The 12752-nt window shown below is 63.7% G+C and carries 13 protein-coding genes; 8 read left to right on the top strand and 5 right to left on the bottom strand.

Features of this window, described 5'->3' with window-relative positions; all coding sequences use genetic code 11:
* Positions 1-101: 101 nt before the first annotated feature.
* Together QNJ67_05825 and QNJ67_05820 are read right to left on the bottom strand one after the other, a co-directional pair.
* The gene (locus QNJ67_05825) at positions 102-722 is read right to left on the bottom strand and encodes an ABC transporter substrate-binding protein (GenBank protein MDJ0608476.1); all 621 of its coding nucleotides are present in this window, start codon (positions 720-722) and stop codon (positions 102-104) included.
* Positions 723-839: 117 nt separating this feature from the next.
* Positions 840-1139 (bottom strand): hypothetical protein, encoded by a 300-nt coding sequence (locus QNJ67_05820; protein MDJ0608475.1) that lies wholly within the window; start codon positions 1137-1139, stop codon positions 840-842.
* Between the two features lie 259 nt (positions 1140-1398).
* On the opposite strand from QNJ67_05820, the gene QNJ67_05815 reads away from it, so the two are divergent.
* The 4 genes from QNJ67_05815 to QNJ67_05800 all read left to right on the top strand — a co-directional run bounded on the left by QNJ67_05815 (position 1399) and on the right by QNJ67_05800 (position 5069).
* Complete coding sequence (locus tag QNJ67_05815; protein ID MDJ0608474.1) at positions 1399-2169, top strand: class I SAM-dependent methyltransferase; 771 nt, start codon at positions 1399-1401, stop codon at positions 2167-2169.
* Positions 2170-2524: 355 nt separating this feature from the next.
* The gene (locus QNJ67_05810) at positions 2525-3880 is read left to right on the top strand and encodes a VWA domain-containing protein (protein MDJ0608473.1); all 1356 of its coding nucleotides are present in this window, start codon (positions 2525-2527) and stop codon (positions 3878-3880) included.
* Complete coding sequence (locus QNJ67_05805) at positions 3877-4476, top strand: pilus assembly protein (protein MDJ0608472.1); 600 nt, start codon at positions 3877-3879, stop codon at positions 4474-4476. The genes QNJ67_05810 and QNJ67_05805 overlap by 4 nt, the downstream gene beginning before the upstream one ends.
* Positions 4467-5069 carry a pilus assembly protein gene (locus QNJ67_05800; protein ID MDJ0608471.1) on the top strand — a complete coding sequence of 201 codons (603 nt, stop codon included), beginning with the start codon at positions 4467-4469 and terminating at the stop codon, positions 5067-5069. The genes QNJ67_05805 and QNJ67_05800 overlap by 10 nt, the downstream gene beginning before the upstream one ends.
* An 11-nt stretch (positions 5070-5080) precedes the next feature.
* On the opposite strand, the gene QNJ67_05795 is transcribed toward QNJ67_05800, so the two are convergent.
* Together QNJ67_05795 and QNJ67_05790 are read right to left on the bottom strand one after the other, a co-directional pair.
* Positions 5081-5470 (bottom strand): helix-turn-helix transcriptional regulator, encoded by a 390-nt coding sequence (locus QNJ67_05795; protein ID MDJ0608470.1) that lies wholly within the window; start codon positions 5468-5470, stop codon positions 5081-5083.
* A gap of 153 nt (positions 5471-5623) precedes the next feature.
* Positions 5624-6061: a hypothetical protein gene (locus QNJ67_05790; GenBank protein MDJ0608469.1), complete on the bottom strand. Its 438-nt coding sequence runs from the start codon at positions 6059-6061 to the stop codon at positions 5624-5626.
* A 296-nt stretch (positions 6062-6357) separates the two neighbouring features.
* On the opposite strand from QNJ67_05790, the gene QNJ67_05785 reads away from it, so the two are divergent.
* Positions 6358-8091, top strand: a complete 1734-nt coding sequence (locus QNJ67_05785; GenBank protein MDJ0608468.1) for an EAL domain-containing protein — start codon at positions 6358-6360, stop codon at positions 8089-8091.
* A 4-nt stretch (positions 8092-8095) separates the two neighbouring features.
* Here QNJ67_05785 and phaR read toward each other — a convergent pair whose 3' ends face one another.
* Positions 8096-8770: a polyhydroxyalkanoate synthesis repressor PhaR gene (gene phaR, locus QNJ67_05780; protein ID MDJ0608467.1), complete on the bottom strand. Its 675-nt coding sequence runs from the start codon at positions 8768-8770 to the stop codon at positions 8096-8098.
* A 432-nt stretch (positions 8771-9202) separates the two neighbouring features.
* Between phaR and QNJ67_05775 the strand changes: the two genes are divergently transcribed.
* From QNJ67_05775 to phbB, 3 genes are all read left to right on the top strand, one after another.
* Positions 9203-10453 carry an alpha/beta fold hydrolase gene (locus QNJ67_05775; GenBank protein MDJ0608466.1) on the top strand — a complete coding sequence of 417 codons (1251 nt, stop codon included), beginning with the start codon at positions 9203-9205 and terminating at the stop codon, positions 10451-10453.
* 197 nt (positions 10454-10650) lie between these two features.
* On the top strand, positions 10651-11823 hold the full coding sequence (locus QNJ67_05770; protein ID MDJ0608465.1) for an acetyl-CoA C-acetyltransferase: 1173 nt from the start codon (positions 10651-10653) through the stop codon (positions 11821-11823).
* Positions 11824-11988: 165 nt separating this feature from the next.
* Positions 11989-12714 carry an acetoacetyl-CoA reductase gene (gene phbB, locus QNJ67_05765; GenBank protein ID MDJ0608464.1) on the top strand — a complete coding sequence of 242 codons (726 nt, stop codon included), beginning with the start codon at positions 11989-11991 and terminating at the stop codon, positions 12712-12714.
* Positions 12715-12752: the final 38 nt, after the last annotated feature.

Below are 12752 nucleotides of genomic sequence, written 5' to 3'. Positions count from 1 at the left end.
GGCGCTGCTCGGCGCGTCTCCGAAGACCAGTGTTTCCCGCTACGCTTCGATGGCTTTCGGCAGGCATGAACTCTCTAACTGTCTCAGTTGTTCCTAGCGGCTCAATTGACCGAAACCGGATTGGGGGCAAAGGCGCCGGCATCGAGCTTCTCTCTCAGCAGCCCGACTAGCTTCGTGACGCTTCCCAGCTTCTTAATGGCAGAATTGTATTCCTGCCGAAGGGTCAGGGCCATGCTCAAGCCTTCCGCGGAGATGTCGAGGATCTTGAACCGATTCTCGCGTTCACGCATGCGCCAGATCAGATTGATCGGGTCCTGTTCGTCGCGGAAGATCACCACCGTGACAAAGATGTGACCGCCCTTGGATTCGTCACGGTTTATGCTGACGATCTCGAAACCGCTGCCCGAGTATTCGTGGTCGTCGCGCGTGAACATGGGCAGGAACCGCTGGACCGCAATGTCTTCAAAGACCCGCAGGAAGTCCGCACGTTCCTGCTTGGTTGCGCGCCGCCAGTGGGCGCCCAGAACGAACTTGCCGATCGTCCTGACATCCACGGCCTCGTTGAAGAGCTCTCGGAATCGCTGATCCCGCTCGGCCGGCGAAAGCGCCTCGTCATTGATTTCCTCGACCGCCCGCTTCCCGAAGTTGACGAGGAATTCACCGGCCTCTTGAGTGCTGGCCGCCATGACCCGCCCGTCGGCGAGCCAGACGAAGGCTGCCATGAGAAGGGCCGCTGTCAGACCGGCCCAGGGCGGGAGGCGTCGCACCAAAGTTCCTTGCATATCTATCTTCCTTCTCTGTTGCCTATGCGAGGCTCAGGGCAATAACGGGGTGGCCGCTCATCCACCGCCGGCGCTCTTCAGGTAGGCGCGGGCACGGGCGACCTTATCCAGGCAGTTCGGATAGCGCTCGAACTGGAGCTGCACCTTTGCGGCGCTGAGCAGCGAGGCGGCCTTGGTCCATTGAACGGTTCCGCCCAGATCCAAGTCCTCGGCCTTCTTGAGCGCGACATAGCCGGCTTCGATGCCCCGCGCGCAGGCTTCGTGCTGCTCTGCGTCGAACCTGCTTGTGCAGGCACCGAGCCCGACCGCAACAATGAGACCCGCTGTAAATCGAGCAGCCTGCCTGCCTTGGCGCATCATGCTCGTTCGATTTGGTTTCTCGACAGACCCGTGCTAGCAGTCAATCGGCGCTCACGACAATGATTGATTCGCAGCCTCCATCCCGAGGGCAAGTGCCGTTCTCCTGACCGTGGCGAGTGGTGGCAGTTTTGGGAGTACACGGTCAAACGTAAGGATGGAGTTAAGGTTAGCGGGCGACGTGGTGCCGGATGGCCGTTGTACAAGGACTGAGCCGTTGCACAAGTTGATGGGGTCTCGGCAATCGCGGCGAGGGGGCATGGAAGACGTATCGCGCGTTGAGAAGACCGAGGGCGTTTTGCCGCCGCACCCCACCTTGCGGCAGTGCTACAGAGTCGACGACGAGCGGCCGGGCTATATCCAAACGCTGTTCGACGCTTCCGCTCGGCACTATGACTGGATCAGTGCGCTCATGAGCTTCGGCACGGACAGGCGTTATCGCGGTGACGTCTTGCGTCGGCATGGCTTGACGCCAGGCATGGCCATGCTGGATGTGGCCTGCGGCACCGGCCTCGTGTCGGTTCCGGCAAGAAGGATCGTTGGCCCTTCCGGTATGGTCGTGAGCCTGGATCCCAGCCCCGGCATGCTCTCTCGGGCGGTCGAGCGCGGCCGGGCGGATTTTCCCGTTCTCGGCGCGGCCGAGAACCTGCCCCTGGAGAGCGATTGCTTCGATCTCTTGTGCATGGGCTTTGCGCTGCGCCATGTCGAAGACCTCTACGCCGCCTTCTCGGAGTACAAGCGCGTGCTGAAATCCGGCGGTAAAGTTCTGATATTGGATATGACCCTGCCGCCCTCGCGCCGAGCCTATCCTTTCATCAAGTTCTACCTGAATTCCTTTGTTCCCTTCTTGGCCAGGGTCAGCACCTTCAACAATCAGGCGACCCACCTGTTGAAGTACTTCTGGGACACCGTCGACCAATGTGTGCCGCCCGAGGCGATACTGGGCGCGCTGCGCGACGTCGGCTTCGAGCAGGTCGATCGTAAGGTCGAGGCCAAGGTCTTCAGCGAGTACACGGCGATCAAGCCGTAGAACACTTCCCTCTGCCGCAACGCCGCAAGCCGGCCGGGCTCGGCGCGCCGGCATCGGCCCCGCAGGGTGCCGCTGGGGCGAGCCGCGCCGCCCTACGCACGCATGGGTGAGTTTACGCAAATCCCAAACAAAAACCCGAGAAGTCATAAGTAAAAACAAAGACAATTTAAGTAATACATATCTCTTATCCCAAAATAACAAATATAGAACAGAGCTAGTCTCAGTATTTTAGCATTTATTAATTGAGACGGTAGAAGAATACCCTACAAGTTTTCTGGCAGTGACATTGGAGTGTTTCGGCATGCATGGTCTAGCGCAAAGCGGTAGGCGGGTCCTCGGGGGACTGCGCCGGCTGTTGTCCGAGGATCGGGGCGCCTCCATGCCCATCGTCGCCGCCGTTCTGGTCCCCCTCATGGGATTCGTCGGCCTCGCGACCGACGCCGCGCGGGCCTACGTCGTCAAGGCGAGGCTGGGCGACGCCCTCGACGCCGCGGGCTTGGCCAGCGCGCACGAGGTCTTCGCGAGCGACTTCTCGACCCAAGTGGAACAGTACTTCAAGGCCAACTTCCCCGATGGCTACCTGGGCGCCGATGTTACGCTGGGCGAGCCTCAATTGAGCAACAACAACAACGTGCTGACCCTGACCGCCTCGGCGGAGATCAACACGACCTTCATGCGCCTCTTCGGCTTCAATTCGCTGAACATCGTCAGCTCGACCGAGGTCACCCGCCTCACGTCGAGCCTGGACGTGGTGCTTTCCATGGACATGTCGGGCTCGATGGGCAACTCCGACGGCAGCGGCAGCACGCGGATCGCGGCCGCCCGATCGGCCGCCAAGGAGATGATCGACATTCTCTTCGGCTCGTCCGAGAGCAAGGACCTGCTGCAGGTCGGGCTCGTGCCCTGGAACGGCAAGGTCAACGTCACCCTGAACAATGGGCCGGCCTTCGATCCCGCGCTGACCGATCCGGTGACGGTGCCGACCTTCACGAATCCCGTGACCGGCCTGGCGCAGACCCAAGTCTTCTATGCCAACAACTCGCCGGTGCCGCTCCTGGTTCCGCCGCCGGCCGGATGGGACGGCTGCGTCAATGCGCGCTACATCGACGGCGAGGACGAGAACCAGCAGGGCGACGTCTGGCTCGGGCCGGAGACCTACGACGAAACCGATTGGTTCGGCTGGGAGCCGAACACCCTGTCCCGGTGTCTCAGCCACGGCATCACGCCGCTACAGAGCACGCAGACCGACATCAACGACGCGATCGACGAGCTCCTGTCCCCGGACCACGTGACCAACATCGCACAGGGCCTCGCCTGGGCCTGGCGCGTTGTTTCGCCGGGCGCCCCCTTCGACCAAGCCGATCCCAATCCCAAGGGAAATCACCAGCGCGCCATCGTGCTGCTCACCGACGGAGAGCAGTGGGGCAACAGCCGGGACGCCTACAAGGCGGTGTTCGGCTCCGGATCCAGCGCCGGGCCGAACGGCCAGAACGACCGCCTGCGCGAGCTGGCGACCAACATCAAGCGCGAAGGCATCAGGATCTTCGTCATCCAGTTCTACTACGACTCCGGTTCCCTGGCCAATCTGATGAAGGATGTGGCCTCGGGCTCCGGCGCCCCCTACTACCACTTTGCTCCGGACGGCGACGCGCTGCGTGACGCTTTCACCGAGGTCGCCGACGAGCTCTCGGCCTTGAGGATCTCAAGATGACGACCAAGAAAGCGGGCCTCCTCCGGCGCCTTCGGCGCTCCGAGCGGGGCGCGACGGCCCTGGAATTCAGCTTCGTGATGCCGATCCTGGTGCTCCTGGTGCTCGGCTCCATCGAGTTCAGCATGATCGCTTTCGCCAGCGCCTTGCTCGAGGGCGGTCTGCGCGAAGCCTCCCGCTTCGGCATCACCGGACAGGTGCCGGAGGGAACGACTCGCGAGCAGTACATCGTCGATGTGATGAACGCGCACGGCAACGGCGTCGTGAGACTCACCGAAGAGGACGTCTCGGTCCTGACCTACCCGAACTTCAGCAAGATCGGGCAGCCCGAGCCCTTCACCGACGAGAACGGCAATGGCACCTACGATTCCAGCGAGCCCTACACCGACGTCAACTGCAACAACCAGTGGGACGAGGACATGGGACTGGCCGGCGCCGGCGCGGGCGGCGAGGTGGTCCTCTACAGCGTGACCTACGAATTGGAGCTGATGACCGGCTATCTCAATGGCGTCATAGGCAAGGACGGCAAGTTCCCGCTCGCGGCCAGCGTCGCCGTGCGCAACGAGCCCTTCGAAGGGGGGACCGGGATATGCCAGTAGCCAGAACGCGCGCCCGTGCCGCGAAGGGACGCCGCAGCTGGTCTCCTTTTCGCCTCCTGTCTTCCGGGGAGAGCGGCGTCGCCATCGTCGACTTCGCCCTGGTGGCGCCGTTCCTGGTCTTCCTGTTCATGGGCGGGGTCGAGATCAGCCGTTTCGCCCTGCTCAATCAGAAGCTGTCGCGCGTGGCGACCAACGCCAGCGACCTGGTTTCCCAGTCGGAGTTCCTGACCGAAGACGACATGGAGCAGGTCTTCATCGCCACGCAGTTCTCACTGCAACCTTTCGCGCTCGGCGACGACGGCGTCGTCATCCTCTCTTCCGTCAGCACGGAGGACGAGCCGACCGATCCGCGCGTCAACTGGCAGCGTTCCGGCGGCGGAACCGGGTCGTTCTCGAGCCGGGTCGGCAGTCCGGGCGGGCCGGCCGACCTGCCGTTCGGCTACGAGATGAAGGCCAACCGCAACATCATCGTCTCGGAGGTCTACTTCGATTTCGAGCCGCTATTCTTCGGCGGCGTGACCTCGCCGAAGGAGCTTGCGCACTTTGCGATCTATCGTCCGCGCCTGGGCGCGCTCACTGAAATTCTGCCCTGAGGGGCGGCCGGTCACATCTCGGCGGCGAGCAGGCGGCAGAGCTGGCTGACCGCCTGCTGGTGACGTTCGTTGGTGATGTTCGCGAAGTTGCGCGAGACCTCGAGACACAGCCGCTGCCTGTTGTCGAGCACGGTGCGCTCTCCGCCGTCCTCCAGCTCTTGGAAGAAGTAGCCGATATCGACCCTTAGAGCGCAGGCCAATTCGAACAGCCGCCCGGCCGAGATTCGGTTGACGCCGCGCTCGTACTTGTGCGCTTGCTGAAAGGTGACGCCGATCAGCTTGGCCAGTTGTTGCTGGGTCAGCCCGAGTTCGATGCGACGCTTGCGGATCCTCAGACCCACGTGCCGATCGACGGATTCGCAGCTGGGTGATGATCTCTTCGCCAAGGGAGGACCTGCCATGAAATTTTAGCAATTTGGTATTAGTCGAAAAGTCAATCTACGCAAAACTCAGAAAAATTCAACTACAAATAACAGTTAAATAGAATAAATATTGATCAGTTTACTATAGAATTTTGTAAATATAAAGCGATTGCAGACATATATCGGCCCTACTCAAACCGCGATATTGTATTGACTGTTTGCCGGACCTGCGGCGTTCAACTCCTCCGACGCCTTTCGATAGAGCGCGTTCCCAGTATCGGCGCCGTCCGACGTGAGCGCCGGCCCCGGCATAGCGTTGGTCTCGATCGCTTGGCCAATCAGTTGCGCCAGAAAGCCGGCAGAAGCCCCGTAGGGTAGGGAGTAGGCGCCCTTGGCGCCGCCCTGGGGCGACGACGCGCCGCGCGTGCCCTCGAAGCCTCCCGAGCCCGTACCGGGGCGCTCGGGCGCCGGTTCCGGTGGGCGCCGCAGCGAGAATCGCCCCGACGCGAGACGCGCTCGGTTCTCGAGCCGTTCGACGCGCGCTTCGTCCTCGCCGCGAACGCCATAAGTGACTGGCCGCAGCGCCGGGGCGGGTGCAGGACTGGAAAACGGAATCGGCAGTTTGTTCATCTGCCGCGAATGTCTGGTATCTTTCTTAAAATTGGCTCAAATTTGAGAGCATTTTAGGCAGTCGCTCGATGGAACAAAAAGATTAATCAAGATAGCGGGTGAAAAAGCCTGAAATACCACTAGATTTTCAAATATAGTAAACACAAGTGATTTAGGAAATGTTGTGATTTACACGAGTTAATCAAGTATTCAGATAATATTAAGGCGCGACCCATACTCTCCCAAGTCGGGCCTGCTTGGCCCGGCAGGTCGCTTCCCAGGCAGGGGAGCAGATCTTCAGGTAGGAGAACCCGACCTTGCCAACCGCCGATTCCGAGGAAAGCCTGGCTGAGCTGGCTCGCCTTCTGACGGTGATCGAGGCATCGGGCGACCTTCTCTACGACTGGGACCTCACGAGCGACCGTCTGGTGTGGACCGGCGCGACCCCGCGGCTCTTCGGCGAGTCCAAGACCGGCTTTCCCGAGGTCGGGGAGGCCTTTCAGGGCCGGATCCATCCGGAGGACTTGCCGCACTGCGTGAGCGCGCGGGTCGATCACATTTCCGGCCTTGGCGAGTACGACTGCGAGTACCGCGTGCGGCGCGCCGACGGGCGTTTCCAATGGGTGCACGACCGCGGAACCGTGAAACACGCCGCCAACGGGACCCCCTGCCGCATGGTTGGAATCCTCCGCCTGGTAACCCGGCGCAAGCAGCACGAGGCGAAGCTCGAGTATCTCGCCGGTTTCGACGACCTGACCGGTCAGTTCAACAAGCTCCGGGTCCGCGAGGCGCTGGATCATGCCCTGCGCGACGGCGAGCCGGGCCAGGGCGGGGCCTTCGTCACGATCGGTCTCGACCGCATGGGACTGATCAACGCGGTCTACGGCCATGAAGCGGGCGACCGCGTCATCTTCGAGATCGCCCAGCGCCTGGAGCGGGAGTTCGGCGAGGGCGGGGTGATCGGCCGCCTCGACAGCGACCGTTTCGGCGTCGTGCTGACCGACTGCAGCGAAGAACAGGCGCTGGAGATCTCCGAGCGGCTGCTGCATGCCGTGCGCCACTACCCGATCGAGATCGGCGGCCGGGAGGTCCACGTGTCCGCCTCGGCCGGCCTGGTGCTCTACCCGGGGCAGGGCGACGCCTCCTTCGACATCATCACCAAGGGTGATGCAGCGCTGCTCAGGGCCAAGACCGCCGCGCGCGACGGCGTCGCCCTCTACGAGCTGACCGAAGCGCAGCGCCAGGACCAGCTCGACAGCATGAACGTCGGCGAAGAGGTGAAGCTGGCCCTCAAGGAGAACCGCCTCGCCTTCGCCTATCAGCCCATGGTCGATGCCGAAACCGGCGAGATCCGCTGTTACGAGTGTCTGCTGCGCATGCGGAGCCCGAGCGGCGATACCGTCCCGGCGCACCGTTTCGTTCCGGTGGTCGAGAACCTCGGCTTGGTGCGGACCATCGACCGGCGCGCCCTGGAGCTGGTCATCCGCGACCTCGAGACCCACCCCGATATCGAGCTCGCTCTCAACATCTCGGGCCTGACCGCGACGGATCGCTCGTGGCTGCGGCTGCTGAAGTCGCGGATCAAGGACCGTCCCGATCTGGCGCGCCGCCTCATCGTGGAGATCACCGAGACCGCGGCGCTGCAGGACATCGAGGAATCGGCGAGCTTCGTGTCCGCGATCCGCCAGCTGGGCTGCCGCGTGGCCGTCGACGATTTCGGCGCCGGTTATACGACATTCCGCTACCTCAAGGCCCTGACCGTGGATCTGGTCAAGATCGACGGGTCCTTCACCCGCGACATCGACACCTCGTCGGAGAACCAGCTGTTCATTCGAAACCTGCTGGACCTGGCCCGGAGCTTCGGTCTCCTGACGGTCGCCGAATGCGTCGAGCGGTCGGAGGAGGCCTCTTATCTGCGCCGTGAGGGTGTCGACATGCTGCAGGGGCACCTGTTCGGACTGCCGCTGGACGCCCTCCCCGATCCGGGCAGCAGTTCCCGGCTCGTGCCACGAGAGGTGGAAACTCAGGGTGCGCGCTCACACGTCGGCTGACCGCCTAGCCCTTCTTGCGTCCTGGTGTCAGAGACTCGAGCTGTTTCTGTAGAAGATCGACCTGTTGCTTCAGCTGGGCGAGGCTTTCCTGCTGGGCCTTGTCGCCGGGACCGGTCGCTCCCTTGGGCGGTTTGGCCTGAGGGTAGCCGCCCTGCGCGCGCGCCTTCTCGCCCCCCTGCTGCTCGACGCCGCCTTGCTCGCTCCCGTCCTGCTCGCCGAAGGGGGAGAACATGCGCAGCGTGCTCTCGAACAGCGCGAGGTTCTGCTTGCCCATCTCCTCCAGGTTGCCGAACGGAAACATGCTACCGAAGGTCTCCTGCATCGACTGGCGCATATGGTCCTGGTTTGTGGCGAAGGCCTCCATCATGTGCTCGAGGTAGCGCGGCACCACCCATTGCAGATTGTCGCCGTAGAGGCTTATCAGCTGTCGCAGAAAGGCGATGGGCAGCATGTTCTGGCCCTTCGATTCCTCCTCTACGATGATTTGAGTGAGGACGGCGCGCGTGATGTCCTCGCCTGTCTTGGCGTCGTAGACCGCGAAATCGATGCCGTCCTTGACCATCTGGCAGAGGTGATCGAGCGTGACATAGCTGCTGGTCGCCGTGTTGTAGAGACGGCGGTTGGCATATTTCTTGATCGTGATTGGCGCATTGTCGCCGGCTTTTCCCGCGTCGGCCAAAGTCACCGCCTTTTCTTTACAGTTTTTCTATCGCTACTTAGCTAACCTACCACCGGCCCGACGGACCTTGTCCAACTTTTTTTGCGGTGCATCGGTGTTACGCGGCATTGCAGCAACGGCGACTCCCTTACTGCGGGCCGGACGTCCACCTTTCTGGCAGGGCAGAGGTCGGCTGGTTATACTGCGGCGCGATGACGGACCGAGCTGATCTCGAGGCGCTGGCACGCCGCTATCTCGATCTGTGGCAGGATCAGATGAGCGCCCTCGCCGGAGATCCGGCGTTCGTTCGCGCGATGGACACCTTGATCGCTGCCACCGGGTTGACGGTGCCGGCCGGGGCGACGGCCTGGTCGATGTGGCCGGAGATGATGAAACTGATGATCGCCGCGGCGGATCAGCCGGCGCCCCGGAGCGGAGAGACGGTCGACAGGCATGACAGCGCAGAGCCGCAAGCATCCGCCGCCGCGCCAGGGGCCCCGTCCCTTGCCGCTTCATTTGGCGACCGCGCAGTTGACGTGGCTGAGCTCGCTCGCCGCCTTGCCGCGCTTGAGAGACGGGTCGCTGCCTTGGAGTCCGGCACTGGCCGAAGCCGGAGCCGCCCTCAGCCGAAGCCTCGCCGGCGTCGATCCTGACGAGTTTTCGGGGGCGGTCCAGGCCGAGGTATGCCGGCGGCAGTCGGCCCTGCTGGCCGGAATCGCTGGCTACCGGGCTCACCCCTACAGGCGGGAGGCGCGCACGCGCCCGATCGCTTGGCAGAGAGGCAGCACGCGGCTGGTGGACTACCGCTCCGACCCGACGGGTCGGGCGGGAGGCGCCCGCCCTCTCATCGTGATCCCTTCCCTGATCAACCGGGCCTATATCCTCGATCTAACGCCGCGCACGAGCCTGATGGGATGGCTCGCGAGCCAGGGCTTCGACCCCTTTCTCGTCGATTGGGACCATCCTGGTTCCGCCGAGCGCGGCTTCGGGCTGAGCGACTACGTCAGCGACCGCCTGATTCCCTGCCTGGAGCAGGTTTCCGAGCGCACCGGCGCGCGCCCGGCGATCATCGGCTACTGCATGGGCGGTCTGCTGGCGCTGGCGTTGGCGCAGAAGCGTCCTGATGTGACCGGCTTGGCCCTGCTCGCAACGCCGTGGGACTTTCACGCCGGTTACGGCGCGCAGGCGCGCCTGGCGGCAACCGGCTTGGCGTCCTTCGGTCCGCTGCTCGACCAACTGGGAGTCCTGCCGGTCGATGTGATCCAGGCCTTCTTCGCCGCCCTGGATCCGCAAGGCGTTAGCAGGAAGTTCATCGACTTCGCCGGCCTCGACCAGGGGAGCGAAAAGGCGCGGAACTTCGTGGCCCTGGAGGATTGGCTGAACGACGGGGTGCCCCTGGTGGCGCCGGTCGCGCAGGAGTGCCTGGCCGGCTGGTACGGCCGGAACACCACGGCCACGGGCGGCTGGCTGGTGGATGGCGAGGCGGTAGATCCGCGTCGGCTCTCCGTACCCGCCCTCTGCCTCGTGCCGGCGCAGGACCGTATCGTTCCGCCGGCTTCGGCCGAAGCGCTTGCGGCGGCGCTGCCTGAGGTCGAAGTGTTGCGCCCGGCCGTGGGCCACATCGGCATGATCGTGAGCAATGCGGCGCGCAAGCGCGTCTGGCGGCCGCTCGGGACCTGGCTCGAAGACCGCTTCCGAACCTGAGTCGCGCCCGACCTTGGCGGGCCCTAGGGCCGCTCTTGCTTCGCCGAACCGGCTCGTGCGAGCATAATCCCCTTGTGCCCCAAGCGGCGGGGGGCCTATAACTGTCGCATTGTGCACTGCAGCAAAACGCGGTTCGGCGGCAAACTCCGGCACGCTGGCTGGAAGCGGCACGACCTCAAAACGGGAGAAAACTGGCGATGACGGAAGTGGTAATTGCCGGGGCCGCACGGACCCCGGTCGGAGCGTTCAATGGGGGACTCTCGAGCGTTCCGGCATCTTATCTGGGCACTGTTGCGATCACCGAGGCCATGAAACGGGCCAATGTCGAAGGAGCCGATGTCGACGAAGCCATTCTCGGCCAGATCCTGACCGCCGGCACCGGGCAGAACCCGGCCCGCCAGGCGGCCATGGGGGCGGGCATTCCTTTCGAGAAGACGGCTTACCAGATCAATCAGCTCTGCGGCTCGGGCCTGCGCACTGTCGCCCTTGGCTATCAGGCGATTCGCCTCGGCGACTCCAAAATCGTGGTGGCTGGCGGCCAGGAATCCATGAGCCAGTCGCCCCATGTCGCCCATCTGCGCAACGGGACCAAGATGGGCGATCTCAAGATGGTCGACACCATGCTTAGGGACGGTCTGTTTGACGCCTTCCACGGCTACCACATGGGCAATACCGCCGAGAACGTGGCGCGTAAGTGGCAGCTGACCCGCGAGGAGCAGGACGCCTTCGCCGCCGCGTCGCAGCAGAAGGCCGAAGCGGCCCAGAAGGCCGGCAAGTTCACCGATGAGATCGTGCCCGTGACCATCAAGACCCGCAAGGGCGAGACCATGGTCGAGACCGACGAGCATCCCAAGCACGGCACCACCGCGGAGTCGCTCTCCAGCCTGCGTGCCGCCTTCGACAAGGAAGGCACCGTCACCGCCGGCAACGCCAGCGGGATCAACGACGGCGCCGCGGCGGTCGTTCTCATGTCGGCGGAGGAAGCCAACAAGCGGGGCGTTCAGCCGCTCGCGCGGATCGTCTCTTGGGCGACCTGCGGCGTCGATCCGGCGATCATGGGCACGGGGCCGATCCCGGCCAGCCGCAAGGCGCTGGAGCAGGCCGGCTGGTCGGTCGATGACCTCGACCTGATCGAGGCCAACGAGGCCTTCGCCGCCCAGGCTCTGGCGGTCAACAAGGACCTGGGCTGGGATACCGGCAAGGTTAACGTCAACGGCGGCGCCATTGCTCTCGGCCACCCGATCGGCGCATCGGGCGCCCGCGTGCTGGTCACGCTGCTGCACGAGATGGCCCGGCAGGACGCCAAGAAGGGCCTGGCCACGCTGTGCATCGGCGGCGGCATGGGTATTGCCCTCTGCGTCGAGCGCTGACCGGGTCGCTCTCGCGTGATCGGCGGGCCGAAGGTTAACGGTCGGCCGCAATAAAAAGAGCTTGAGTGTGATCAAGGCCCTAACGGGTCTTGATCACGCTATAGTATAGTCGTGGCGTCATGTACGGCACGGCAAGCAAAAGAGATAGCAAGGGAAGGGAAGGCCATGGCGCGAGTTGCGCTCGTAACGGGGGGAACCCGTGGTATCGGTGCCGCCATCTCGGTGGCGCTGAAGGAGGCTGGGTATACTGTCGCGGCCAGCTACGGCGGCAACGATGAGGCGGCCAATCGATTCAAGGACGAGACGGGCATCTCGGTCTACAAGTGGGACGTCTCCGACTTCGGTGCCTGCGCCGCCGGCGTCTCCGACGTGGAGGCAGGTCTGGGGCCGGTCGACGTGCTGGTCAACAACGCCGGCATCACCCGGGACGGGACCCTGCACAAGATGTCGCCCGAGAACTGGCAGGCGGTGATCTCGACCAACCTGGACTCGGTCTTCAACATGTCCCGGGCGGTGATCGAAGGTATGCGCAGCCGGGGTTTCGGCCGGATCATCTCGATCTCCTCGGTCAACGGGCAGAAGGGCCAGTTCGGCCAGGCCAACTATTCGGCCGCCAAGGCCGGCCTGGTTGGCTTCACCAAGGCCGTCGCCCAGGAGAACGCGGGCAAGGGCATCACGGTCAACGTGGTGTCGCCGGGCTACATCGGCACCGAGATGGTGCGCGCCGTGCCGGAGGAGGTCCTCAAGAGCAGGATCCTGCCGCTGATCCCGGTCGGACGTCTCGGGGAGCCGGAAGAGGTCGCCCGTTGCGTCGCCTTCCTGGCGAGCGACGATGCCGGCTTCATCACGGGTTCGACGATCTCGGTGAACGGCGGTCAGTACCTGGCCTAGAGCAGATCCTGGTTTGATGGAATCGCCAAGGGCGGTTC

The sequence above is a fragment of the Kiloniellales bacterium genome (assembly GCA_030064845.1).
GTDB lineage: Bacteria > Pseudomonadota > Alphaproteobacteria > Kiloniellales > JAKSDN01 > JASJEC01.
Note: the sequence above shows the minus strand (reverse complement) of the source record. Positions and strands in the feature narration are given on the sequence as shown.